The organism is Vibrio sp. R10-SF1-ISO8 (genome assembly GCF_059833805.1).
On the sequence record NZ_JCBDHL010000008.1, the window covers coordinates 162,720 to 188,064 of the forward strand.

Genomic DNA, 25,345 nt, shown 5'->3' on the forward strand with positions numbered 1-25,345 from the left:
GCTATTTCGTTCGGTAGCTGCATCGAAAGTGCTCATTTATACTTATAAACTGCGCGCTTTCTCTTGGCTCTCAAACGAAATATCGTCGTAAAAATAAAACCTATATATTTGACGGAAACGTTTGCTTTTTTCCTTGAAGCATTAATAAGAGGCGAGTAAACTCGCCTCCGTTTTAATAACCTAGCTTATAAGACTGCTCAAAATGACTAAAAATATCCATGACCAACGTATTCTGATCTTGGACTTCGGTTCTCAGTACACTCAACTTGTCGCGCGCCGCGTACGTGAAATCGGCGTTTACTGTGAACTTTGGAGCTGGGATGTAGAAGAAGCGGATATTCGTGAATTCAACCCAGATGGCATCATCCTATCTGGTGGCCCTGAAAGTGTTACCGAGGACAACTCTCCTCGCGCTCCTCTATATGTATTTGACTCAGGTGTTCCTGTGCTTGGTGTATGTTACGGCATGCAGACGATGGCAGAGCAGCTAGGTGGTAAAGTTTCAACTTCTGATGAGCGTGAATTCGGTTACGCTGCAGTACAAGTTTCTGGCGAATCATCAATCTTTAAAGATCTTGAAGCTTCTCAAGATGTATGGATGAGCCACGGCGACAAAGTGGTCGAGATCCCTGAAGGTTTCGTGAAAGTCGGTGAGACAGACACCTGTCCTTACGCTGCGATGGCGAACGAAGAGAAAAAATACTTTGGCGTTCAGTTCCACCCAGAAGTAACGCACACCAAAAATGGCTTACAAATGCTAGAGAACTTTGTTCTTGGCGTATGCGGCTGTGAGCGTCTTTGGACTTCAGAATCTATCATCGAAGATGCGGTAGCACGTATTAAAGAGCAAGTGGGTGATGACGAAGTTATCCTAGGCCTTTCTGGTGGTGTTGACTCATCAGTTGTTGCGATGCTGGTTCACCGTGCAATTGGCGACAAACTAACATGTGTATTTGTTGATAACGGTCTACTTCGCCTAAACGAAGGCCAACAAGTAATGGATATGTTTGGCGACAAGTTCGGCCTAAACATCATTAAAGTTGATGCGGAAGATCGCTTCCTTGCGGCTCTTGAAGGTAAGTCTGATCCAGAAGAGAAGCGTAAGACAATCGGTCACGTATTCGTAGACGTATTCGATGAAGAGTCGAAGAAGCTGAAAAATGCTAAATGGCTAGCTCAAGGTACTATCTACCCAGATGTTATCGAATCAGCGGCATCTAAGACAGGCAAAGCACACGTAATCAAATCTCACCATAACGTTGGCGGTCTGCCAGACGATATGGAGATGGGTCTTGTTGAGCCACTACGTGAGCTGTTCAAAGATGAAGTACGTAAGATTGGTCTAGAGCTTGGTCTGCCTTACAACATGCTTTACCGCCACCCATTCCCAGGTCCTGGTCTAGGTGTTCGTGTTCTTGGTGAAATCAAGAAAGAGTACTGTGATTTGCTACGCCGTGCTGACGCTATCTTCATTGAAGAGCTGCACGCTGCTGACCTATACAACAAAGTATCTCAAGCGTTCACTGTATTCCTACCTGTACGTTCTGTAGGTGTAATGGGCGATGGTCGTAAGTATGACTGGGTTGTTTCTCTACGTGCAGTAGAAACCATCGATTTCATGACTGCGCATTGGGCACACCTACCGTACGACTTCCTAGGTAAGGTATCTAACCGCATCATCAACGAAGTTGACGGTATTTCTCGCGTGGTTTACGACATCTCAGGTAAGCCACCAGCGACAATCGAATGGGAATAACCCCTGTTTGAATAGATAAGCTAAGCCAGTCATCAGACTGGCTTTTTTTATTTTGGAAGATTTAAAGTGTGGCTTTTTTTTGTTTTACCGAATGATCACACTATTTAGGTGGGCAGTTTTAGTATTTTCGGTTTTTGAACCCACTAGACACTTTTTACTAAACCTATAGTTTCAAATTCCGTTGCAACTTAAGAGTCACTCGCAAGTTGACCTTGCCACATCACACTAGCCGTGAAGTTAGTGCTCGAGTTTTCTAGTCTTTTCATCAGAAATACACATAAGGACTTGTCTGATGAAGAAAACAAGCTATCTCGCTGCAATGGTCATGCTATCTGCGGCACCTACCTCTTGGGCGACGATGAACATCCAACCCGATCCTCAAAACCCTACTGGCTATGTCGTTTCACGTGCTGATATCCAAGCAGCAGAGAGTCAAAAGACGGCGGATCCAATGTACCAAATCTGGTCTCAAGCGCTGCGTACTGCACCCAACTCGGTTGTTGAAGCGATTGATTCTGGGTTAGCAACCAACCCAGATAACGTAAAAAGGGCTGAACGTGTCTTTCCACGAGCGGAATGGGATTTTCTGACCCACATGGCCGCGCCGGAATACACCTACACGCGTTTCTTGCGCGCAATTGGTAAGTTCCCGGCATTTTGTGCAGAGTACACGGATGGACGTGATTCTGATGCCATCTGTAAACGTTCGATCGTGACCGCTTTTGCCCACTTTGCGCAAGAAACAGGTGGCCACATCGCTAAAGATAATACCTCTGATAACCCGTTAGCGTTGGAAGAGTGGCAACAAGCCCTAGTACATGTGCGTGAAATGGGCTGGTCTGAAGGTCAGGAAGGCTACACAACCGGGTGTGGTCAAAACGATTGGCAAAACAAAAAATGGCCGTGTGCTACAGGGCAGGGCTATTTTGGCCGCGGGGCTAAACAGCTTTCTTATCATTTCAACTATGGTGCATTCTCTGAAGTCATGTTTGACGGTGACGCGTCAGTATTGCTTAACAATCCTGGCTTAGTTGCCGACTCTTGGTTAAACCTAGCTTCTGCGATTTGGTTCTTTTTGACACCACAAGCACCTAAGCCAGCTATGCTGCATGTCATTGACAAAACATGGACGCCTTCTCAGCGCGAAATTGACGCTGGTATTGGTTACGGTTTTGGTACCACTATCAACATTATTAACGGTGGCATTGAGTGTGGTGAGCAAAACAGAGACAAAGGTCAGCCAGTTAACCGTATCCGCTATTGGGAAGGTTTGTCGGCGCACTATCAGATTCCTATTGAAGCCGATGAAAAGAACACTTGCTGGCAGCAAACGCCTTACGGCAGCCTGAATCTTAATGGCGCAACGGATGTGCTTTACACCAACTGGGATGGTAACTGGAAATACTATGCAGACAGACCGGGTGGGTACTCGTTTGAGTGTGAACTGGTGGGCTTCCAGACTGCGTATTCAGCGCTGGTTCCGGGTGACTACGAGAAGTGTGTAACCAACCTCTACGGCTCACACGCTAGCTGGCCTGAAGTCCGAGTTGTCGACAAGTTAGACCCCGTCGATCCTAATCCAGACAATGGAACAGGCTGGAGCGCCACTAAGGTATATAACACGGGCGATCAAGTGACATTCAATGGGGCAACTTATAAAGCGAAATGGTGGACGCAAGGTGATGATCCAAGCTTAGGTGGCCCATGGGAGCTAGTGGCTGGTACACCAGAGCCGACGCCTGATCCTACTCCAGACCCAACCCCAACGCCTGATCAGGAACCGACACCAACTCCAGACCCAACACCGGATCCAAATACGTTTATTCAGTGGCAACCGGGTGTTTCTCAGGTCGCGAATGGCGATAAAGTGACCTACAACGGCAAGTGCTTTATTGCTAAAAATGGTCCAGGAACGTGGGATACACCAACTCAAGCAAACTGGTTCTGGGACGAAATTTCTTGCCAGTAAGTCTTTAAAACAAGCTAAATCGATTGAATAGGCCCTGAATTTATTTCAGGGCCTATTTTTTATTGCTCGATGTTGTACGGATTTCACGTGTTTTACATCCCTTATCGGCTCAAATACGGTCAAAGTTCTAACTTAATGATTTGCGCAACCTTAGATTGCGATTCCGAACACTATCTTTTTTATTGAACGTCACTAAAATTTGCGCGTAAATTTTATTAACTTTTTTTAAAGGTGCGCAAAATGTCAACAAAACTGGCAAACCCGGCTCCACTGGGCCTAATGGGTTTCGGTATGACAACCATCCTGCTAAACATCCACAATGCAGGTTTCTTCCCTATTGATTCAATGATCCTAGCAATGGGTATTTTCTATGGTGGTCTGAGCCAAGTTTTTGTCGGCATGATGTGTTTCAAACGTGGTGATACTTTTGGTACTACGGCGTTTACTTCTTACGGCCTGTTCTGGCTAACACTAGTTGGAATTCTGGTTATGCCTTACATGGGGCTACCAGCAAGCCCAGCAAGCTTTATGGGTTGGTACCTAGCGCTATGGGGCATTTTCACAGGCTTTATGTTTATTGGCTCACTATGCTACCCAGTAGCAAAGCAAGTGGTATTTGGCTCACTAACAATCCTGTTCTTCTTACTGGCAGCACGTGATTTCACTGGAAGTCAGCTTATCGGCGCTATTGCTGGCTTTGAAGGTATCTTCTGTGGCGCGAGTGCGATTTACTTCGCTATGGCACAAGTACTAAACAACGAATACGGTCGCACTATTCTGCCAATTGGTGAGAAGAAGCCAGTCCAAGAAATGCCGCTAGAACAGGTAGCTGCATAATTAAAAAGAATTTGGTTGATGGTGTGCCTGAAGCAACATTGACTAAACCTAAGTTATCTAACTTAGTAAATTTTTGGGAACGATAAGATGAAAGGGGTTAGCCATTGGCTAACCCCTTTTTTTTACCACTGCATTTTCTTATTTTTTATAGCGTGTCGCTATTAGGTTGAAGGTTGTTCAACCGGTTTAGACTCAGTTTCAGCCGAAGGCTCTTTGCCTGTCTTACGGCGGTACTTGTCTTCCCAGTAGTCAGCACCTTTGATGCCTAGTTTTACTGGATTGAACGTGTACTCTGTAACACCTTGTTTTTGTTGCTCTTCATAATCATTCAGAGCTTTCAAAGCAGGCTTAGACATGAAGAAGATGATTAGGATACCAACGATGTTTAGCCACGCCATTAGACCTACACCTACGTCACCCATTGCCCATGCAAGGTTTGCTGTCTTAACTGTACCGTAGAACACGACAGCGATTAGTGCCACTTTTAGTAGGAACATCAGGCCATTAACTTTGATGTGGCGACGGATGTAAGCCACGTTAGTTTCTGCGATGTAGTAGTAAGCAAGAATCGTAGTAAACGCGAAGAAGAACAGTGCGATTGCGATGAATGGCTTACCAATGCCTGGTAGTGCACTTTCAATCGCCATCTGAGTGAATACAGGGCCGTTTGCAGCAATATCAGCAGCAACGTTCTGTACTAGGAAGCCTTCAGCGCCATGAACGTTGTATGCACCAGTGATGATGATCATAAATGCAGTTGCAGAACATACTAGTAGTGTATCGATGTAGATAGAGAACGACTGTACTAGACCTTGTTGCGCAGGGTGGTCAACGCTCGCTGCTGCCGCTGCGTGAGGACCCGTACCTTGGCCTGCTTCGTTTGAGTAAACACCACGTTTAACACCCCAACCGATAGCAGCACCAACACCCGCCATAGGTGTGAATGCATCGCCAATGATCATAGAGAATACGCGTGGTACTTCGCCGATGTTGAGAAGGATGATGATGAACGCCGTCACGATGTACGCAAGCGCCATGAAAGGAACAACAATCTGCGTGAAGTTAGCAATACGTTTAACGCCACCGAAGATGATAAACGCTAGGATGACTGAAATCAGCGTACCCGTGAAGATTTTCGCAAAGCTGAATGTACCGATAGCTGTTTCAATCATTTCACCAGAACCGAATGCTGCTTCAACCGCATTACCGATACTGTTTGACTGAACGCCAGGTAGTAGGAAACCACAAGCAAAGATAGTCGCGATTGCGAAGATCCATGCGTACCAAGTTTGACCCATTGCTTTTTCAATGTAGTAAGCCGGACCACCACGGAATTGACCTTCGTCTTCTTCCTTGTAGATCTGTGCCAGTGTTGACTCTGCATATGCTGTCGCTGCGCCAAAGAAGGCAACAACCCACATCCAGAATACTGCGCCAGGACCACCAAAACCGATAGCCGCCGCAACACCTGCAATGTTACCTGTACCCACACGACCAGACAGCGAAACCGCTAGTGCTTGGAATGATGAGATACCCTTAGTAGAACTTTTCCCTGAAAGTAGTAAGCGCCACATTTCGCTAAAGTGACGAACTTGAACAAATCGAGTCATGATCGAATAGAACAAACCAGCGCCAAGGCAAAGGTAAATCAATACCGGGCTCCAGATAATTCCATTCAGAAAATCAACTAATGACTGCATAAGTATTTTCCCTGTTTTGTTTTGTAGTGGTTGTTTTCTGAACAGGATATTACCCTTTCTGTAATGTAATTGTTAATTTATTTATTTGTTAGTGTTAATTAGCGTGACCCAAAACACAAAGTGCTAAAAAATTGTTAAATAGTAGCGATTGATTACTTACTGGGCTTCAATTGGAACGCTATATGGTCGAATGGGGAGGTTTGGTGGTGGTTTATACGTACGACAAATAACCCAGATACGTTGCTATATATTTTGTTAATAGAACGTAAATGAGTTAATTGTGTTGATGTAAAAAGTGTGGTCTAGCTTAGCTTTTAGGCATACCTCTCCATACTGAGCTCTGAAAGAGGCTTCTGACCGTTTGATGCCATCAACTCCACTAAGATATCGGCTGAACCACACGCCATCGTCCAGCCTAATGTTCCATGCCCTGTGTTGGTGAACAAATTACTGAACTTTGTTTGGCCTATGATTGGCGTTCCATCAGGTGTCATGGGGCGAAACCCTGTCCAGTACTCAGCCTGAGAGAAATCAACACCTTGTGGGAACAAGTTACTGACGACGTGGTTCAGTGTTGCGAGGCGCTTATCGGGTAAGGCAGGATCAAACCCTGCCAACTCTGCAGTGCCTGCGACACGGATCCTTTGGTCAAAGCGGGTGAGTGCCACTTTGTAGGTTTCATCCATAATGGTGGACGAAGGGGCTTGCTGCTCGTTAGTCACTGGCAGGGTCAATGAGTAGCCCTTAACCGGATAAACCGGAATATCGAGACCGATCGGGTTAAGTAGAGCTTTCGAGTAACTGCCTAATGCGACCACAAAGTGATCGGCACTTAACGTCCCTAGAGAGGTTTTAACACCCACCACCTTAGTGCCTTCCGTTAGTAGAGCCTCAACATCGGTGTTAAACATAAACTCAACTCCGGCTTGCTCTGCCATCTTATGCAGCTGTTGGCAAAACAGATAGCAATCTCCGGTTTCGTCATCGGGCAGGTAAAGCCCGCCAACCAATTCACCTTGCATATTAGCCAGCCCAGGTTCTTGATTGAGGCATTGCTTGGCATCGAGTAATTTGAATTGGGTTCCACTCTCTTCGAGCAGCGCCATATCTTTTTCTACGGCTTTAAGCTGGGTAGAAGTGCGGAATATTTGCAGCGTGCCTTGAGTACGTCCTTGGTAATCGAGCTCAAACTGTTGGTTTAATGCGGCTAAACACTCACGGCTACGATTGGCGATGGTAAGCATACGAGATTTGTTAACACGGTACTTATCCAACTGGCAATTGCCGAGCATTTGGCTCGCCCAATGGAGCAAATCAGGGTTGAGGGAGGGTTTAATTTTCAGCGGGGCATGTTGTTCAAATAGCCACTTAATAGCTTTAGTTGGAATACCGGGCGCTGCCCAAGGTGAAGAGTAACCATATGAGATTTGGCCTGCATTGGCAAAGCTGGTTTCTTCTCCCGCTTTAGCTTGTCTGTCTATCACAGTGACATCGAATCCAGCTTGATTTAAGTACCAAGCACTGGTTAATCCGATGACCCCACTCCCTAAAACAATAACCTTCACGAACGCTACTCACAGTTTGAAATTTTGCTAAGGATGAATAATTTACATCCGCTTAACAATCGATAAGAATTGATATTAGGTTTTAGTTTTTCTAAAGGCTTAATATGAAATCGACCTTGCTGCATGGGGTGAACTTAATCTGCATTGTTGCTCGCCATCAGAGCCTAACAAGCGCTGCTAAAGAGCTGAACCTTACGCTCGGAGCTGTCAGCCAACAACTTCAGCAAATTGAACAACGGTTAGGGTTTAGTGTATTTGAACGTCATGCTCGTGGAATCCGTTTAACAGAGCAGGGTGCGAAATTGGTTGATGCGACTAGCCATCATCTGGCTTCGATTGAAGAAAATGTTTTTCAGCTGACGCAGGTTTCAGAGCGCAAACAGATCCGCCTCAAACTAACGCCTTCTTTTGCCTTTAAATGGCTGGTGCCAAGACTAGAAAACTTCCACAAACAGTATCCAGACATTCAAATTCATACCTTTGCAGAAGGGGCGCTAGTCGACAGTGACAAGCGCAACTTCGATATTGCGATTGATTACGGGCCGCTCCCTTACAAGCACTCAGATGCCGAGCTGTTGATGGAGGAGTCGCTGATCCCGGTCATGAGCCGTGACTACTTGCGCTCACATCCGCAGCTAACGGAGGGAAACACCGAGTGGCAACAAGTGACACTATTACATGATGTGATGCCTTGGCATGGTGCGCCGAAAGATTATGAATGGCTCTATTGGGCGTCTCAGCAGCAGCTAGATTTTGAAACCAATCGCGGCCATTTTTTTAATCGTACCGACATGGCGATGTCAGCAGCAGAGGCCGGAGTAGGGATAGCGCTAGCAAGGGTTGCGCTATTAGGCGATGAGATTGAACAGGGGAAGTTGGTTGCGCCTTTTGCTGCCATCGAAGCCAATGCGGGCTATTTTGTTCTTACTCATATCGATGATCCCTACACTCGATTGTTCAAACAATGGTTGAGAGAGCAGGTCAACTAAATTTCTTACGTAAAGTCAGTCATTAAGCCTAAGCGTTATTAATTAAATTGTAAATAACAATGGCGCGACCATATGCACCCACTACACTTAGTAATGTGTCTATGTTGGCTTCTGCCGAGATAGATAATGTTAGGGGCAGCGCATATGGAATCTCACCAAGGCAAATGCAGCTATCAAAATCCTGATGGCTGGTGCTGCGATCAACCGTGTGGGGAGTCAGGCTTGTGTTACTGGCATGACCCAAAAGTCGATAAAAGCAAAGATGATATAAAAGACCAGGTTGAAGAATGGGCCGCAGCGGGTAAACCTTTAGACGGATTTCAGTTGGCAAAAACAAACCTCGAAGACATAGATTTAGTAAACCGAGGCTGTAAAGAAGGTTATCTATGTCGAGATGTTGATTTTTATCGAGCAAACTTAACTGATGCTCACTTTTTTGGCTTAGATTTACGTGGTTCATCTTTGATGAAAGCCAAGCTTATTGGCGCGAATTTACATTGTGCCAAGTTAGACAATTGCAACTTACTTGGAGCAGAGCTTTCTCGAGCCAAGTTAGAAAACATCGAATGGGGTGGTTGTTTAAAGCAAGAACTTGAAGCGAAGAAAGCGTTAAAGCAGAGGGACCGAAAGAAGTCTGTCATGCTGTGTCAGGAAGCCGAAGAGGTGTGCCGTAACATTCGCAAGCAGTGTGAGAAGCAGGGGCTATTTGAAATGGCTGGTGACTTCTTTAAGCGCGAAATGCGATATCGGCGCTATCAAATGCCATTGTTCAGTTTGAAAAGAATGATTTCCAAGTTGGTGGACGTCTTTTGTGGATATGGTGAAGATCCTGTGCGAGTCGTCGGCTTTTCTATCTTCTTAATACTGGTTTGTGCGTTGGCTTATTTCTTGTTAGACACGACCGGAGCACATCCTATTTATGAAGGGGTCACGGGGTGGAAGTTTTACGCTTTAGAGTTTTTCAATTCGCTCTATTTCAGCGTCGTGACCTTTACCACTTTAGGCTATGGAGATATATCGCCCGTCGGGGTCGCGAGGTTTATCGCTGCCTGTGAAGCCTTCTTAGGCAGCTTTACCATGGCGTTGTTTGTGGTGGTGTTTGTTAAGAAAATGACTCGTTAAACCAACTACTTTGCTTTGTAGTCAATATCTAGCCAGTCAGAGAGGATTATTTGGTCGTCTTTGTACTGGTTAGAAAAGTGCTCAATTAAAGCGGCAAGGTGCTCGCCTGTGTCGCACATGGTGTCAGCAACTAAATCTTCAGAGACGGTAATCGCGCCGCCTAGAGGAGTAGCGTTTGTCGCTATCTGCACTGGGACTATAAACTTCGACTTGCTTTCAAGATGGCACTCTTTTAGTCGCCTCGCTTGCTGGTGGATATTAGCTTTTAACTCTTCAGTATAGTCTTGGTTAACAAGGTCAATGGCGACTGGAAACACCAAACCGCGATAAAGAATAACAACCTCGATACCCACATTAGAATCTGCTTGCGACAAACCCAAAACAATATCGCCCGCTAAATGAGGCAGTTGATTAAATTGCTGTTTAAGTAGGTCAATTTTTGTCTGCCAGTCTGAAGTCGAGTGTGAAAGCTGCGCGCAGATGTCTGAGTTTTCAGATTGGACAAAATCGAGAATGGAAGCGAAATATTGGGCGTGTAACGTCATCTTAGTTTATTGGTAAATAAGAGAAAAGCAGAGGCTAACTAAGATAGGAGAGCGAGGCTAGTGAGTCATCTGAATTGTTTGAACTTAGTGTCGCGGAAAACAAAAAGGGTTACCCGAGGGTAACCCTTTATGCAGAAATTTTTGCTGATTAAGCGGCGTTTGCAAACTCGGATAAGAAGCACTCTTTGCGCGCGTTAAAACGCTCGACAAGATCGTCAACCGCATCTTGGTCATAAGGTTTCAAGCCGCTTGCCACCATGCGTTTAATGCCTTTGCCAACCAATTCGCCATCTTCTTTAAAGCTGAAGTTTAGTGTAACAACACCACGTTTGCCTTCTACGTCAAAGGTCGCGCCCGCAAACTCAACTTCAGGGTGAGTCAGATCAAGACGATCAAACTCCACTTCCATGCTTTCGTAAATCACTAGTGGGCGTTGGCAGTTAATCATCATTTGCGCTTCTTCCATGAGCGGCACCATGATGTGAGGGAAGTTCATGCCAGAGAACTGAACATAGCTAGTAACAACATGTTCGATAAATGCAGCATCACGGCTAACTTCACCTTCGCGCGACATGTGTAGGTATTCTTTCGCGTTCTCATCGACCAACGCGCTTTCTTTCTCACACTTGTTCTCAATTGATAGCGAAATTCCATCGTTAACCATGCCAGAGAAGTCAAAGCGCATTTTTTGGCTAATGCCTTCTTTGCTTAGCAATACCGCAAATAGCAGATCGCCAGGTACGCAGAAGCGTTTGTTGTCTTCATCATGGATAGGATTAAAGTCACCCGCGACCTTCTTAGCAAAGTGGCTTGCTTGTTGGCGAGTGAACTGGAACTGATTGTTATCTTGTGAAAAATACGGTGTCAGAAACATACTTTTATTCATGTGGCTATAACTGCCGCGCAGTATACATGAAGCTATGCAATTAAATGGTCTATCCAGATGATATTGACCAAAGCTTAACCTTTGTAGCGAAAGTGACATTGAAAATAATGTGCCTATGAATGTGAATTAATCCACATATTTGCGTAATTAATAAACAAGTTAGTGATGATTGCTGATATGACAATACACATAATTCACGTTACTCACGCAAGGAAGGCACATGAAAGACGAAACGCTCTCAATTCATTTTGGTTACGAAACGGACCCAACAACAAAATCTGTTGCCACACCCATCTATCAAACGGTCGCTTATGAGTTTGATAATGCTCAGCATGGCGCCGATCTATTTAACCTAGAAGTTCCGGGCAATATTTATACGCGCATCATGAACCCAACCAATGATGTGTTGGAAAAACGCATGGCAGCTTTAGAAGGCGGGATTGCTGGTCTTGTTGTGAGTGCGGGTAGCGCGGCAATCAACTACGCAATCCTGACTTTGGCCCAAGCAGGTGACAATATTGTTTCGACACCTCAGCTTTACGGTGGCACTTATACTCTGTTCGCGCATATGCTGCCAAGTCAGGGCATCAATGTTAAATTTGCCAAAGATGATAAGCCAGAGAGCCTTGCCGAGCTGATCGATGAAAACACCAAGGCTGTGTATTGTGAAAGTATCGGTAACCCAGCAGGTAACATCATTGATTTAGAGCGAGTAGCAGAGCTTGCTCATGATCAGGGTGTACCAGTCATTGTAGATAATACCGTTGCTACGCCAGCGCTTTGTAAGCCAATCGAGTTTGGTGCTGATATTGTCGTACACTCACTGACCAAGTATGTTGGTGGTCATGGTACGACGCTTGGTGGAATCATTATCGACTCCGGTAAGTTCCCATGGGCACAACACAAAGATCGCTTCCCTGTATTTAATCAGCCTGAGCCTTCATATCATGGTGTTGTTTACTCAGAAGCCTTTGGTGAAGCGGCCTTTATTGGTCGTGCGCGAACCGTGCCATTGCGTAATACAGGGGCTGCCTTGTCACCGATGAATGCTTTCATGCTAATGCAAGGGCTAGAAACATTATCTCTGCGCATGGAGCGCCACACTGAGAACGCAATGAAAGTAGCCGAGTACTTACAGCAGCACGAGAAAGTGAGCTGGGTGAGCTACGCAGGTCTGCCAAGGTCAGAGTTTTTCCCACTTGCAGAAAAATACATGAAAGGTAAACCTTCAGCGATTTTATCTTTTGGTCTTAAAGACGGTTACGATGCCGGTGTGCGTTTCTATGATGCACTGCAGATCTTTAAGCGTTTGGTCAACATTGGTGATGCTAAGTCGCTCGCTTGCCACCCTGCCTCAACCACGCACCGTCAGTTAAGTGAAGCCGAGCAGAAACAAGCTGGCGTCTCACCAGAGATGATCCGCCTATCTGTAGGTATTGAGCATATCGACGATATTCTTGCTGATTTGGAGCAGGCGCTCAATGCTTAACAGCGAGAGGCGGGAACGGACTGCGTCCTATGGATCGCTCCGCTTCTGGAAAACTAGATAGGGCTTAGCCTTGCTACAAAACTAAAGTTGACTTCACTACCATTGTGGAGCAACTTTAGTTATCCAGTTATCCAGTTATCCAGTTATCCAGTTATCCAGTTATCCAGTTATCCAGTTATCCAGTTATCCAGTTATCCAGTTATCCAGTTATCCGAACCACCCTAACCTGCAATATCCGGTTGTTTTGTACCTTCAAAACCTCAAACTGCCACTCTTGATACTCAATCACTTCACCTACTTCAGGGACTCGGCCGATTAACCAGGTTAGAAAGCCATTTAGGGTTTGGAATCCTTCGCTCTCTTCCCCTTCGAATGTGCTGATGTCTAAACGTCGTTTTAGCTCATTGAGTGGAATCAGTGCATCCATCCACCAGCTACCATCTTGATGTTGCCTTGCCCATGTGTGCTGGGGCGCTAAGCCGAGTTCTCCTGCGACTGACTCAAGAATGTCGTAGTGGGTGACTAGTCCTTGAATGTCTCCATATTCATCGACGATAAACGCCATCTCACAGTTGTTTTGCTGCATTTGATTGAGCAAAGGCAAGCCTTTCATTGACTCGGGGAAGTATCGCGGCTTTCTTACTAAGCGAGCGATCTTTTCAATCGAAAGCGACTCATATTGGTCGAGCAGAACCTTAGAGGAAATCGTCCCGATAATATTGTCTAAGCCGCCATGACAAACCGGCCAAACCGAGTGCTGAGTCTGACGAATCTGCTTTAAACAAGACTCAATGGGCTGCTCAATATCGAGATAATCCATATCGCAACGCGGCGTCATCAAAGAAGTCACGAATCGGTCATTCAAGTGCAGAATATTACGGATCATCTCTTGTTCTTGTGGCTCAATTGCACCGGACTCGGAGCCTTCATTGACCACAGCAAAAATATCTTCTTCGGTGACTTGGTCATTATCGCCGCCGTTTTGGCGAAATAGCTTGAGTAACGCATCGGTAGAGGTACTCAGCAGAACCACAAAAGGGGTGGTGATAATGGCTAGCCAATGGATCGGGTAGGCGACAATAACCGCAATCTTCTCTGCATTTCGCTGAGCAAAACGTTTTGGCACCAACTCACCGACCACAATCGCAAAATAAGTGATTAATACAACGACACTGGCGGTTGCGACGATAGAAGCCAATTCAGCATCAAGCCCTTGCTGTGTGAGCCACAAAGAAAAAGGTGCTGAAAGGGTCGCTTCACCAAAAATACCACTCAAAATACCAATAGCCGTGATACCAATTTGAATGGTTGATAAAAAGCGGGTTGGGTTGTTCTTTAGCTCAAGAGCGAGCTGTGCGGAAGGTTGAGTCTGAGCTAGGCCTTTTAAACGACTCGATTTAGCGGCAACAAGCGCCAGTTCTGACATGGCAAACAAGCCATTAAGGGTGATAAGCCCCACCAGTATGAGTATGTCCATTGAGAGTTCCAGTGATAAACACTTGTTCAGAATAGCCTCAGTTAAGGTTAAAAGATATCAGCATATTGGCGAATAGTTTTTATGGTATGGATTAAAATATTTGATCCCTAGTAGAGTGACTTTTAGCGGGCATTCTGCTGTTGCTCAAAATGATTGACAAGGAAATCTATTAGGGCTCTAACAGGGTGAGATAAGTGTTTGCGAGAAGGGTAGAGCAGATACATTTGCAGTGTATTCAGTTGCCAGTCTGGCAGTATCCATTCCAGCTCACCACTGGCTATCTTGCTGTCGGCTAGGTAGGTAGGCTGCATGGATATCCCTAGGCCAGAGAGTGAGCCATGGAGTAACACGGTGGCTTCGTTAGCGGTGATATCACAATTCACCTCGATTTGATGTTTTTGCTCATCTTTCGTCAATTGCCAGATATGGCGACCAAAGTTTTTGTAGCCAAGACAAGCATGCTGCTCTAAATCTGTTGGATGGGTAATAGCGGATCGTGCATCTAAGTACGCTTTAGATGCCACCAACTTAGAGTGGCATACCGCAAACGGGCGTCCTATTAAGGCAGGATTTGGATCATTAGTGGTGCGAATAGCAAGATCGATTCTTTCGCTGACCATATCTACGGCTCTGTCTTGAGCATCAATATCGAGCTTTATTCCCGGATATTGTTGGCGAAAAACCGTCAAAGCAGGCATCAGTTCTGAAAATCCAAACGACATGCTGACAGACACGCGCACAAAGCCTTGTATTGCCTGGGCAGGCATTAAGCTTTCTTCAATTTGCTGCGCTTGTTCAACCCAGCGCTGTAAGTCTGGCAGCATTTGTTCCCCGGTATTGGTCAGGGAGACTTTGCGAGTGGTGCGTTGCAAGAGCCGCGCACCGAGCCAGTTTTCTACCGCTTCAACATGGCGAGTAACCATAGGACGAGAAATATCTAAACGGTCGGCAGTGGCGGTAAAGCTCTCTGTTTGGGCCACATCCAGTAGCACCTTTGCTGCGGTTAACTTGTCCATTGATATGATCGTTTTACGAAATAATGATGAAAAGAATAGGCTCTATTTAGAAATAAAACCAGAGGCTAACATGCTTAGCAACAAAACAAGCAATCCACTAGGAGACAGCATGAAAGCCTTAACAACACTCGCTTTATTACTTACCACTTGTTCAGCTGCGATGGCCGCAACCGATTTGAACTTTGAGGTTTACAACGCCGATGAGCACAGCTTCAACGTCACTTCGACTCTGGTTGTTGGAGAAACAGAATCCTTACTTATTGATACTGGCTTCACCCGCGCGGACGCACTCCGTATTGCAGCTAAAGTATTGGATGCAGGTAAACCACTAAAAACCATCTTTATCAGTCAGGCCGATCCAGATTATTATTTTGGCGCCTCTGAATTGCTCACCATCTTCCCTGATGCGCATGTGGTCACCACGGCCGCGGTAAGGGAGGCGATTGCGAAAAAACTTGAGAAAAAAGTCAGCTTCTGGGGGCCGAAAATGGGATTAAATGCGCCGAAAGATCCCGTTCTGCCAGAGGTGGTGAAAGGTAACGAGTTAACGATTGATGGTGAAAAGATCGAAATACGTGGTACAGAGGGAGTGCTAGCGCATCGACCATATTTGTGGGTGCCGAGTGAAAAAGCCGTATTGGGTAACGTTGGCATTGTTCAAGGTATGCATGTGTGGATGGCTGACACTCAAACCGACCGAGAAGTTAAAACATGGTTAGCACAGTTGGAAGAGATGCAGGCGCTAAACCCAGAGTTTGTTGTACCTGGACATATGCAAAAATCAGGTCGATTGGATGCCAGCACCATTGCTTATACTCATACATGGATAGAGCGTTTTGTTGAAGCGAAAAAACAGAGTAAAAACAGTGCTCAACTGATCAAGATGATGACTAACCACTACCCAAAACTCGGTTCAGATTTTAGTCTAGAACTTGGTGCTCAGGTCCACATGAAAGAGGCGAGCTGGTAATAGCCTTTTAGCCGATATTAATGGCTATATAGCGAACAGCGTAAGGCTGTTCGCTTTGGTTAGTCGGAGTTGCTTTTCACTTCGAACCCGAGTGTTTTAAGTTCAGATGCAAATTGCGCTTGAGTATCGGGCTCGCCATGAATCAAGTGAATTTGCTTTGGTTTTTCAGCAATGCCACGGATAAAGCGCAATAGATCGTGTTTATCTGCATGGGCAGAGTAGCCTGACATTGTATGAACTTTCGCTTTGACTTCGACCTCTTCGCCGTCAATTTCCACATCCATCGCGCCTGCTTGAATTTCTCGGCCCAAAGTCCCTTGCGCTTGGTACCCTGCTAGAAGAACATCGGTTGTTTCCAAAGGCAGTAGCGCTTTCAGGTAGTCCATGATACGACCACCTTGGCACATTCCAGAGGCGGCGACGACTATCGCAGGCTCTTGGGTGGATTGGAGGCGATTAACCAAGCGCTGATGAGTGCGATGATCTTCGACCGTAATACATTGCTCAAATGCGAGTGGGTGGCGATGCCTCTCTAGCCGCTGTTTCGCTTCTTTGCCCCATAACTGTTTGAAATGGCGATAGGAACGAGTGACACGCTGGGCCATGGGAGAATCGAGAATAATAGGGATAGAAACATCAATTTGATGGTGGTGGATGAGCTGCTCAATATCGAACAACAATTCCTGAGTACGTCCAACACTAAACGCAGGAATCAAGATCGCTCCTCCATCTTCAAGAGAGCGACCTATGATGGCTTTTAACCGCTCACCGCGTGTTGCAATGTCTTCATGCTGTTTGTCGCCATAGGTTGTTTCAATCAGTAGGTAATCAGCACGCTGTGGAGGTTTAGGATCAGGTAGGAGTGGGGTGTTATTTGGACCGAGATCGCCAGAAAAGACCACCACTTCTTGATTCGCCAAGCGCACTTCCACATAGGCGGAACCAAGTATATGCCCCGCGGGTTGAAAACGTATCGTCATCGAACCAAGGGGGTAAACCTCGTCTAGGCAATACCAACAATTGTAGTCCAATGGCTTAATTAGGCGACGTATCTTGTTTAACACGCGCTCGGTTTGTTTACGGTCTAAACCGAGTTGCAGCTTTAGGCTATCTTCGAGCATTAATGGGATCAGTTCGGCTGTTGCGGTAGTGCAGTAAATAGGTTGGTTATAGCCAGTTGCGAGTAACCACGGCAGTCGACCTATGTGGTCAATATGGGCGTGGGTAATGACAATCGCGGTCAAGTGAGAGGTTTCAAATTCAATATCCAATGGCCGAGCATCAGCGCCTTGAAACAGTCCGCAGTCGATAAGAATGGCTTGGGCCTCTGATCTGAGCTCATGGCAAGAGCCAGTAATCGTTTGTTTGCCGCCATGGTGAATGATCTTCATGTTAAATCCTCGCAACCGTTTCAAGCTGACTGTGCCGACAAAGCTATTTTACGACAACTAGCCCAGCCAAATTTGCGAGGATTGAACACTTTTGGCAGTAAGTTATAGAGTACTCAGTGGTTTATCTGCGACTGAGTTACTCTTTGATCGTATTATCCTGCGTACTTACGCCACAGTTTTGTTGCGCTTCGATCGCTGCCACTTCTTTATCCAGTTCTGCGATTTTAGCTTCCATTAACTGGTGACAATGCTCAGCAAGAGCGCGGGCATCACTCAGGTTGTATTGAGTGGTATCAATTGGCTCAAGCATTTCAGTGATCACCACACCATTGTTACGACGGTTAAGGTCAATCTTGTTGTGCGTAGTGCTCACTACCATAGGTGTGATGGGCACACCGGCTTCAATTGCCATACGAAAGGCACCGGTTTTAAACGGTAGCAATCCTCTCCCTTTACTGCGGGTACCTTCCGGGTAGGCCCAAACGGACAGGTTGCGCTGGTGGATGGCTTCCGCAACTTGCTTAATCGTATCGCGAGCTTTGGACTTATCTTGGCGGTTAATCAAAATATTGCCTGTGATCCAATACAGTTGACCAAAAAACGGTACCCAAATCAGTTCTTTCTTACCTAATGAAACGGTACGTGGTCTTAGCATTCCCGGTGAAGTAACAAAGTCATACACGCTTTGGTGGTTAGAAATATAAACACTGTTTTTCGGCGTAGGCGCTCGTTCTAACCCGCGCTGAATCAGTTTTAAACCTACCAGTTTGTGCAGTTGGTTAAACCAACGACAAAAGAAATACACATGCCGCGGATTTCTGGGGCTAAACAGGCAATAAACCATAGCGAAGAGGGTCATAAACACGATAAAAATAGCAGCCAATACAAGGCGAAGAATACTTAACAAAACGCGCTCCTTCCGTTATCCAACCCACGTATGAGTGGTCAATCTGGTTGATACAGTTAGAGTTTTAATTCTATTTAACCAAATTGCAACAAGTTTTGCTGGCACTTGGGTGGTAATCAATTATAAAGCCAATTACTATGCAGTAAGTTCCACTTCGGTAGCAAAACTATGTCTTCAAGTTCTTCTTTTTACGAGCAAAATGCGGAACAACTGTGCGCTCAATATAACGCTCTCCAAGCGGAATCAGTGAATAGCGCTTGGCGCCTCTATTGGCCTATTTCGGGGGATAAAGTCCTTGATGTCGGTGCAGGGTGTGGGCGTGATGCGAAGTGGATGGCGGAGTCTGGTTGTGAAGTGTATGCCATCGAACCTTGTCAGGCTTTACGCAATCTAGGCAGTGAACACACAGGGGAATCTGTTGTTTGGCTTGATGACTCGTTACCCGCTTTGTCTCGCACAACCAACTTAGGTATTCGGTTTGATGTGATTCTGGTCAGTGCTGTTTGGATGCATCTTGCTCCGACACACAGAAAGCGCGCATTCAGAAAGCTCGCCAACCTTCTCGCACCCAATGGAAAGTTGATCATTTCTCTCCGTCACGGTGAATTTGATGATGGTCGGGTGAGCTATGACGTCTCGGTTGAGGAGTTGGAACAACTCTCTAAAGATAGTGCTCTATTGGTGCGCGACGTTACTGACCAATCGGATCAACTCAATCGTTCTGATGTTTCATGGCAAACTGTTGTCATGACATTACCTGATGATGGTTCTGGTGACTTAAATAAAGTCCGCCATATCATCGTTAATGACACTAAGTCAGCCACGTACAAATTGGCGTTACTACGTACTTTGCTACGTATCGCTGACGCACACTCGGGGGCGGTTATAGATCGAAGTGACGGCAAGGTAGCTATCCCCTTAGGTTTGGTTGCTCTTTACTGGAACCGTCAGTTTAAGCGCCTGATAGACATTGAAGATATTCAGCAAAGTGCCAATTCTTCGGCTGGACTTGGTTTTGTAAAGCCCGAAGGGTGGGGAAAGCTAACTCACTTAGCTGCTGAAGATCTCGCTGTTGGTTCACTCTTTACGGGTGAAGAGGCAAAAGCTTTAGACAAGGCCATTCGCGACACTTTAGCTACATTGAAGAGTGGTCCGGTCAAATACACTTACCAAAGTGATATTTCAAATCCCTATTTTCATATGCACCGTAGAAAGTCTAAGAAAACTAGCTCGTATATTATCGATTTGGATTTCCTAGAAAGTTACGGTGAGTTTGTTTTGGACGAGAGTCTATGGGACTGTTTCCGTTTGTACCATTCTTGGATAGAGCCACTAGTTGTAAATCAATGGATCTTAGAAATGCAGCGCTTTGACAGGAATAAGCAGCGCAATATTTCTTTGCAAACTTACCATGACTGCCTTGTCTGGATAGACCACAAACACAATACGCGCGATGTTCGATCTAGGGTTGAGGCATTACGTAGAGACAGTTTAGTGATGAAAAGTGTTTGGAGTGGTAAGTCTCTCAAAAATGACTACCACATTGATCACTGCTTACCTTTTGCTCATTGGCCGAATAACGATAAGTGGAATTTACTGCCAACCACGGCAAAAGAGAATCTCGATAAAAAAGATCGTATTCCTACTCACTACCGTCTTTGCTCATCTCGCCAAAGGATTTTAGAGTGGTGGCAATTAGCTTGGGGCGAGAACGAGCAGTTACAACAATGCTTTTTCTCGGAAGCCACGCTTGCCTTACCGAATGTCCCAAACCAATGCCGCGACTTTGAACAAGTCTTTGAAGCTCTTGGCCTTCAAGTAAGAGGGGTTAAGAGTCGATTATTGGTTAGTGAGTGGTGAGACCAATTTTAGGTCTCACGAAACCGAGTAATTTTCTAACTTCTCTTCGCTCATCGTTCCTTGCTTACCACTCTCCATCTGCAAAATCGTGGCTTGAATTGGGATGGCGAACTCGGCGTTGTTTTGTTTGATGATGCGTTCGATGCTAAACAGCAGTTCTTGTTGCAGCTCCAAGAAGCGTTCTCGGTTGGTGGTATCTAGGTGAGCAAGAATCTCTAAGTTGATGCGATAGTTATCGAATGTCGAGAAATGGACGCGTACAGGGGACTCTAGCGTGTCTGGATGAGCGACAAGCATCGCTTCAATTTCGTGCGTGATCTTTGTAACTACGGTGGTTGGGGTACCAAATCGCAGCGCGATGTCAGCTTTAAACGGGTATCGATCACGGCGACTGTAGTTCACGATCTCCATTTTAACTAATGCGCCATTGGCGATGGTGATTTGTGTACGGTCTTTGGCGCGGATTCGGGTTGAACGCACGCCAATACGCTCAACAACACCCGAAACTTTGCCCATCTGGCAGTAATCACCGACCGAGAGTGACTTGTCTAAGAATAGAATTACACCTCCAATCAGGTTTTCCATCGTTGGTCGAATGGCAAGTGCAATCGCCATCCCGCCTAAACTTAGCCCAGTAACGATGCCATACACAGGTACGCCGATTCGGTGCAATCCATAGCCGAAAATGCTGACAGCTAATGCTGAACCAACCAGTGTGCCGATAATTTGAGTAATGCTCTGGCGCAGGTTGGAGGCGTTGCGAGTTTTTGCCATGGCACTGCACGTTTTATAGCCAAACAAGTAGGCGGCCTGTGCGACCAATAACCAAACAATGAGCTCGCCAGAGATCGACATAACAGACATTAACTTACCCGTCAGATTGAGCTGGTGGTTGCTCAAATAGACAAACGACCCCATACCTGCCGCCATAAGTAGCGGGCGTAATAGCACCAGTTTGTTGGCGCGATAAGCGAGTAAGGCATAAAGTGCCAATCCAGCAGATAACACTGCTAAACCTATCCATTGCCATACCGCTTGATCGGCAACTTCTAGCATGAAGAACGGTGGTAAGCTTTCAATCCAAGTAAACCAATTTGGAGGCACGAGCTTACCAGCAGACAGCGAGAAATAGCGGTAGAAATCTTTGACTGTGCCATCACGGTTGGGTAGATGCTTGACTAATTGATAGTTGGAATGCAGTGCTTCGACAGTTTGAGCAGAAAAAAGGAATTGTCCGTTTGGCTGCTTTTCAATCGACAGTTGAGTATTGGGGATCGTCCATCGCTCAATGCTATTTGTAGCGGGAATAGAGTTAAGATCAAACGCTGGAATTCGATCGAGGATCTCTTTCATCAGCATGACGGATTCTAGAGATATACGTGGGTACTCAGATTTAGGTTGTTGCGAGAAATCAAAGCATTGCACAGCTTTGTTGAAAAGCGCGTAGACAGACTGACGAGCACCTTCTTGCTGCTCGCTTGGTAGGTTTGGTAACTGCGCGAGTTGGTTGTTTGCCGCGTCGACAAGCTGATGAAAACTATCAAATGTGGCTTTGGGGCTACTGGTGTCTGGTGGGGCGAGGGGGAACCGATCTTGTGCGTAAACCCCTGTAGTGATCACCAGTAACAAGGTTGAAATAAATACGTTAATAGCTGCTTTAAACATGTTTGATAAACCTAGTCTTTCCCTGACATTTATAAGCTAATCCATATCCTTTTGATTGCATACCTATGCTTTTTGCTCTCAGCCTTTTTCACTGGATTGTGTGCTGTTCATCAAGTCAGGCTTAATTGGTACTTTCGTTTAGTTATGTGGCATGCAACTGGCCCTTAGATTTTGAGTTCTTAGATTAAGGTTAGCTGGTTGTTTTAAAGGTGTCTAAGCATAATAAGTGTTATTAAGTAATTGCTTTTTAAGGAAATAATTTTTCTAATGAGTGTTCACTTTTTAGATGTAAAGGGTGAGCCCTAGCGTAAAAATAGAGCATTAACTTTATAAAATGTTGGCGGTTTTATAATCATTCTTTATAGCTAGATAGCTTGTGAATCATCACTAGAAATGATGATTCATGAGTGGAAAATGAATAAAAATAGCTCAATGAGGAATAGAGCAGATGCATAACATAACAAGTAAAACCAAAGGGTTATTTACCCTTTCAACTATCGCAGTGGCTATGGCTGGAATCTCAGTGGCGAACGCTTCGCCTTCAATGGTATTCAATGAGGCTGATCTACCAACTAAGTACATCGTTAAATTTAAACAAGACGCACCTATGCCGTTTACTCGTGCTGGTGAGCCAGTTATGGCTGCTAGTGAAGTTCGCGAATCGGTGCTTCAGCAAGTTAAAGCTCGTAAGGTCGAAAAGCTAGGCTCTGAGCCAATCTACAGTGTAGAAATGGATGACAACGAGCTGTCTTCTTTGCGTACTAACGCGCAAGTGGAATACGTCGAGGTCGATCCCCCACGTTACCTGCTAAGTGAAACGACGCCGTGGGGCTACAATGCTGTGAATGCTCAGCTTTTGAATGATTCAAATGCTGGTAATCGCACGGTATGTATTATCGATTCTGGCTATGACATCAGCCACAATGACCTAAGTGGTAACCGTGTTAACGGTACCAACGATAGCGGCACAGGCTCATGGAGTTCTCCGGGCAACAACAATGCCCACGGTACGCACGTGGCTGGTACGATTGCGGCGATTGCCAATACCGAAGGTGTTAAAGGGGTAATGCCGAACCAGAATGTGAACTTACATATTGTTAAAGTGTTCAACGAATCTGGTTGGGGTTACTCATCGAGCTTAGTTAAAGCAATTCAAACTTGTGCGGATAATGGCGCCAACGTGGTTAACATGAGCTTGGGTGGTAGCCGTTCAAGTATTACTGAACAAAACGCGATGCAAGACCTTTACGACAAAGGTGTTCTGCTTATCGCAGCGGCAGGTAACTCAGGTAATACGGCACACAGCTACCCAGCATCTTATGATGCGGTAATGTCAGTTGCAGCAGTTGATACAAACAACGACCACGCAGCGTTCTCTCAGGCAACTGACCAAGTAGATATTGCAGCGCCAGGTGTAGCGGTACTTTCAACTGTGACAGTAGGTGAAGGCGTTCTGTCTGATATTACCATCAACGGTGCGAGCAGCTTTGATCGCGGCGTTGTGCCACATAACCGTAAAATCAAAACTTCCGGCAGTTACGAGTCAGCACCAGTGGCAGGTTCATTTACCGCTCCTATCGCTGCATGTGATATCTCTTCAGGCAGCTACAACTGTGGTGATATGACGGACAAGATCTGTCTGACTGAACGTATTGAAAACCAAAGAACGGGTGTTCGACCTGAAATCAACCCAGTGAAAGCATGTTCTGATGCGGGCGCTAAAGCGGCGATTGTATACAGTAATCAAGATCTACCTGGTCTTCAGAACCCATTTGTTTTGGATGACAGCGATAGCTACCGTATGGTTTCAGTTACCGTTGACCGAGCATTTGGTTTAGAGCTAGCAGGTAAAGTTGGTGATACCGTGACGGTTTCTACGGAAACGGGTAAAGACTACGAGTACTACAATGGTACTTCTATGGCGACGCCACACGTAGCAGGTGTTGCAGGGCTAGTGTGGAGTTACCACCCAACTTGTACAGCAGCGCAAGTACGTAAAGCACTAAACGCAAGTGCGACAGATATTGATGTAGCAGGACGCGACGATCGCACAGGTCATGGTCTGGTGAATGCAGATGCTGCAAAAACTTACCTAGATGTGGGTTGTAATGGTCCTGTAGATACAAGCACTGTACTAGAAAACGGTGTGGCGAAAGGCCCTCTATCTGGCGCAAGCAAATCAGGTACGGTTTACACCTTTGAAGTCCCTGCAAGTGCAACTAAAGCGACATTTAAGCTAACTGGCGGTAGCGGTGATGCGGATATGTATGTCCGTTTTGACGGTACACCGACAACAAGAACATACGATTGCCGTTCATGGGAAAGCGGTAACAACGAATCTTGTTCTCTGGATGTCTCTCAAGCAGGCACATACCAAGTATTGATCGATGGCTACTCGGCGTACTCAGGTGCTTCGCTTGTTGCTACGCACAACGGTTCTGACAATGGTGGTCAAGCGCCATCAAACTACAGCAACCAAAATGCAATGGCGATTCCAGACAACAGCGCGCTAGGTGCAACGAGTGAGATCGATGTACTGCGTTCTGGTGATTCTGGTACAGTGACGGTTGCAGTTGATATTAGCCATAGCTATGTGGGTGATCTTAACGTCACGCTGACTTCACCAACGGGTGGTCAAGTTGTGCTACATGAAAATACAGGCGGTTCAGCAAATGACATTCGTACTAGCTTCCAAGCAAACTTTACTGGCTTTGAGTCAAAAGGTAACTGGAAACTAAAAGCGGTAGATAGCGCACGCCAAGATACAGGTACGATCAACAGCTGGTCACTGTCATTTCAATAAGGAGTGAATATGAAGAAGCAAGTGTTTTATGGCGTTGGTTTAGTTGCCTTAGTGATGAGTACGGTTGCTACATTGAGCCATGCTGATAACCCAGCGTTTCCACCTGTTGATGAAAGACAGGCAGAAGCTGAGGCTCAATCAACCCGATTCTTTGTGAAGTATCATAAAGGCACTGAGCAGCAGACTCGCGAGCTTCTTCAATCTTACCAGCTAGACGTTGTCGAAACGTTAGACAGCCAACAAGTGCTGGTAGTATCGGGTAGCCAACAGCAAGTCGATAAACTGACATCCAGTCAATACATCGACTATGTTGAGCCAGAACCGATTCGAAGCTTATACTCGCAATGACAAAACGCCCCATCGAGAGATGGGGCGTTTTTTATTTTGTCTTAACCACT

The 25,345-nt window shown here is 45.8% G+C and carries 19 protein-coding genes; 10 read left to right on the top strand and 9 right to left on the bottom strand.

Features of this window, described 5'->3' with window-relative positions:
• Nucleotides 1-202: 202 nt before the first annotated feature.
• The 3 genes from guaA (at nt 203) to AC6R00_RS04450 (ending at nt 4,562) form a co-directional block, all read left to right on the top strand.
• A complete protein-coding gene (guaA, locus tag AC6R00_RS04440; RefSeq protein WP_500639455.1) occupies nt 203-1,756 on the top strand; it encodes a glutamine-hydrolyzing GMP synthase in 1,554 nt (517 codons plus the stop codon).
• A gap of 292 nt (nt 1,757-2,048) precedes the next feature.
• Complete coding sequence (locus tag AC6R00_RS04445; protein WP_500639456.1) at nt 2,049-3,725, top strand: glycoside hydrolase family 19 protein; 1,677 nt, start codon at nt 2,049-2,051, stop codon at nt 3,723-3,725.
• A gap of 240 nt (nt 3,726-3,965) precedes the next feature.
• Nucleotides 3,966-4,562, top strand: coding sequence for an acetate uptake transporter (locus AC6R00_RS04450; protein WP_500639457.1), 597 nt, complete (start codon nt 3,966-3,968; stop codon nt 4,560-4,562).
• 161 nt (nt 4,563-4,723) lie between these two features.
• Here the strand turns inward: AC6R00_RS04450 and AC6R00_RS04455 are convergent, their stop codons facing one another.
• Nucleotides 4,724-6,262 carry an alanine/glycine:cation symporter family protein gene (locus AC6R00_RS04455; protein WP_004744423.1) on the bottom strand — a complete coding sequence of 513 codons (1,539 nt, stop codon included), beginning with the start codon at nt 6,260-6,262 and terminating at the stop codon, nt 4,724-4,726.
• Nucleotides 6,263-6,576: 314 nt separating this feature from the next.
• Nucleotides 6,577-7,827, bottom strand: coding sequence for a D-amino acid dehydrogenase (locus AC6R00_RS04460; RefSeq protein ID WP_500639458.1), 1,251 nt, complete (start codon nt 7,825-7,827; stop codon nt 6,577-6,579).
• A gap of 104 nt (nt 7,828-7,931) precedes the next feature.
• Between AC6R00_RS04460 and AC6R00_RS04465 the strand changes: the two genes are divergently transcribed.
• Together AC6R00_RS04465 and AC6R00_RS04470 are read left to right on the top strand one after the other, a co-directional pair.
• Nucleotides 7,932-8,816 carry a LysR substrate-binding domain-containing protein gene (locus AC6R00_RS04465; protein WP_425666461.1) on the top strand — a complete coding sequence of 295 codons (885 nt, stop codon included), beginning with the start codon at nt 7,932-7,934 and terminating at the stop codon, nt 8,814-8,816.
• Nucleotides 8,817-8,960: 144 nt separating this feature from the next.
• The gene (locus AC6R00_RS04470; RefSeq protein ID WP_004744420.1) at nt 8,961-9,938 is read left to right on the top strand and encodes an ion channel; all 978 of its coding nucleotides are present in this window, start codon (nt 8,961-8,963) and stop codon (nt 9,936-9,938) included.
• A gap of 5 nt (nt 9,939-9,943) precedes the next feature.
• Here the strand turns inward: AC6R00_RS04470 and AC6R00_RS04475 are convergent, their stop codons facing one another.
• Together AC6R00_RS04475 and AC6R00_RS04480 are read right to left on the bottom strand one after the other, a co-directional pair.
• Nucleotides 9,944-10,483: a hypothetical protein gene (locus AC6R00_RS04475; RefSeq protein WP_500639459.1), complete on the bottom strand. Its 540-nt coding sequence runs from the start codon at nt 10,481-10,483 to the stop codon at nt 9,944-9,946.
• A gap of 148 nt (nt 10,484-10,631) precedes the next feature.
• On the bottom strand, nt 10,632-11,357 hold the full coding sequence (locus tag AC6R00_RS04480; RefSeq protein WP_500639460.1) for a DUF3581 domain-containing protein: 726 nt from the start codon (nt 11,355-11,357) through the stop codon (nt 10,632-10,634).
• Nucleotides 11,358-11,589: 232 nt separating this feature from the next.
• On the opposite strand from AC6R00_RS04480, the gene AC6R00_RS04485 reads away from it, so the two are divergent.
• Nucleotides 11,590-12,858, top strand: a complete 1,269-nt coding sequence (locus AC6R00_RS04485) for an O-acetylhomoserine aminocarboxypropyltransferase/cysteine synthase family protein (protein ID WP_500639461.1) — start codon at nt 11,590-11,592, stop codon at nt 12,856-12,858.
• Nucleotides 12,859-13,057: 199 nt separating this feature from the next.
• Here AC6R00_RS04485 and AC6R00_RS04490 read toward each other — a convergent pair whose 3' ends face one another.
• Nucleotides 13,058-14,335, bottom strand: coding sequence for a hemolysin family protein (locus AC6R00_RS04490; protein WP_500639462.1), 1,278 nt, complete (start codon nt 14,333-14,335; stop codon nt 13,058-13,060).
• Between the two features lie 122 nt (nt 14,336-14,457).
• Nucleotides 14,458-15,351: a LysR family transcriptional regulator gene (locus AC6R00_RS04495; protein ID WP_500639463.1), complete on the bottom strand. Its 894-nt coding sequence runs from the start codon at nt 15,349-15,351 to the stop codon at nt 14,458-14,460.
• Nucleotides 15,352-15,460: 109 nt separating this feature from the next.
• Between AC6R00_RS04495 and AC6R00_RS04500 the strand changes: the two genes are divergently transcribed.
• Nucleotides 15,461-16,321, top strand: coding sequence for an MBL fold metallo-hydrolase (locus tag AC6R00_RS04500; RefSeq protein ID WP_500639464.1), 861 nt, complete (start codon nt 15,461-15,463; stop codon nt 16,319-16,321).
• A gap of 59 nt (nt 16,322-16,380) precedes the next feature.
• On the opposite strand, the gene AC6R00_RS04505 is transcribed toward AC6R00_RS04500, so the two are convergent.
• The gene (locus AC6R00_RS04505; protein WP_500639465.1) at nt 16,381-17,712 is read right to left on the bottom strand and encodes an MBL fold metallo-hydrolase RNA specificity domain-containing protein; all 1,332 of its coding nucleotides are present in this window, start codon (nt 17,710-17,712) and stop codon (nt 16,381-16,383) included.
• Between the two features lie 136 nt (nt 17,713-17,848).
• A complete protein-coding gene (locus AC6R00_RS04510; RefSeq protein WP_500639466.1) occupies nt 17,849-18,619 on the bottom strand; it encodes a 1-acylglycerol-3-phosphate O-acyltransferase in 771 nt (256 codons plus the stop codon).
• 168 nt (nt 18,620-18,787) lie between these two features.
• On the opposite strand from AC6R00_RS04510, the gene AC6R00_RS04515 reads away from it, so the two are divergent.
• Complete coding sequence (locus tag AC6R00_RS04515) at nt 18,788-20,479, top strand: class I SAM-dependent methyltransferase (RefSeq protein WP_500639467.1); 1,692 nt, start codon at nt 18,788-18,790, stop codon at nt 20,477-20,479.
• Nucleotides 20,480-20,494: 15 nt separating this feature from the next.
• Here AC6R00_RS04515 and AC6R00_RS04520 read toward each other — a convergent pair whose 3' ends face one another.
• A complete protein-coding gene (locus tag AC6R00_RS04520) occupies nt 20,495-22,144 on the bottom strand; it encodes a mechanosensitive ion channel family protein (protein ID WP_500639468.1) in 1,650 nt (549 codons plus the stop codon).
• A gap of 448 nt (nt 22,145-22,592) precedes the next feature.
• Between AC6R00_RS04520 and AC6R00_RS04525 the strand changes: the two genes are divergently transcribed.
• Both AC6R00_RS04525 and AC6R00_RS04530 read left to right on the top strand, forming a co-directional pair.
• Nucleotides 22,593-24,947 carry a S8 family serine peptidase gene (locus AC6R00_RS04525; RefSeq protein WP_500639469.1) on the top strand — a complete coding sequence of 785 codons (2,355 nt, stop codon included), beginning with the start codon at nt 22,593-22,595 and terminating at the stop codon, nt 24,945-24,947.
• Between the two features lie 9 nt (nt 24,948-24,956).
• Nucleotides 24,957-25,295 carry an ATPase gene (locus tag AC6R00_RS04530; protein WP_500639470.1) on the top strand — a complete coding sequence of 113 codons (339 nt, stop codon included), beginning with the start codon at nt 24,957-24,959 and terminating at the stop codon, nt 25,293-25,295.
• The last annotated feature ends 50 nt before the right edge of the window (nt 25,296-25,345 follow it).

Coding starts and splice junctions, on each gene's coding strand:
- guaA (WP_500639455.1), top strand. CDS start 203: ATGACTAAAAATATCCATGACCAACGTATTCTGATCTTGGACTTCGGT.
- AC6R00_RS04445 (WP_500639456.1), top strand. CDS start 2,049: ATGAAGAAAACAAGCTATCTCGCTGCAATGGTCATGCTATCTGCGGCA.
- AC6R00_RS04450 (WP_500639457.1), top strand. CDS start 3,966: ATGTCAACAAAACTGGCAAACCCGGCTCCACTGGGCCTAATGGGTTTC.
- AC6R00_RS04455 (WP_004744423.1), bottom strand. CDS start 6,262: ATGCAGTCATTAGTTGATTTTCTGAATGGAATTATCTGGAGCCCGGTA.
- AC6R00_RS04465 (WP_425666461.1), top strand. CDS start 7,932: ATGAAATCGACCTTGCTGCATGGGGTGAACTTAATCTGCATTGTTGCT.
- AC6R00_RS04470 (WP_004744420.1), top strand. CDS start 8,961: ATGGAATCTCACCAAGGCAAATGCAGCTATCAAAATCCTGATGGCTGG.
- AC6R00_RS04475 (WP_500639459.1), bottom strand. CDS start 10,483: ATGACGTTACACGCCCAATATTTCGCTTCCATTCTCGATTTTGTCCAA.
- AC6R00_RS04480 (WP_500639460.1), bottom strand. CDS start 11,357: ATGTTTCTGACACCGTATTTTTCACAAGATAACAATCAGTTCCAGTTC.
- AC6R00_RS04485 (WP_500639461.1), top strand. CDS start 11,590: ATGAAAGACGAAACGCTCTCAATTCATTTTGGTTACGAAACGGACCCA.
- AC6R00_RS04490 (WP_500639462.1), bottom strand. CDS start 14,335: ATGGACATACTCATACTGGTGGGGCTTATCACCCTTAATGGCTTGTTT.
- AC6R00_RS04495 (WP_500639463.1), bottom strand. CDS start 15,351: ATGGACAAGTTAACCGCAGCAAAGGTGCTACTGGATGTGGCCCAAACA.
- AC6R00_RS04500 (WP_500639464.1), top strand. CDS start 15,461: ATGAAAGCCTTAACAACACTCGCTTTATTACTTACCACTTGTTCAGCT.
- AC6R00_RS04505 (WP_500639465.1), bottom strand. CDS start 17,712: ATGAAGATCATTCACCATGGCGGCAAACAAACGATTACTGGCTCTTGC.
- AC6R00_RS04515 (WP_500639467.1), top strand. CDS start 18,788: ATGTCTTCAAGTTCTTCTTTTTACGAGCAAAATGCGGAACAACTGTGC.
- AC6R00_RS04520 (WP_500639468.1), bottom strand. CDS start 22,144: ATGTTTAAAGCAGCTATTAACGTATTTATTTCAACCTTGTTACTGGTG.
- AC6R00_RS04525 (WP_500639469.1), top strand. CDS start 22,593: ATGCATAACATAACAAGTAAAACCAAAGGGTTATTTACCCTTTCAACT.
- AC6R00_RS04530 (WP_500639470.1), top strand. CDS start 24,957: ATGAAGAAGCAAGTGTTTTATGGCGTTGGTTTAGTTGCCTTAGTGATG.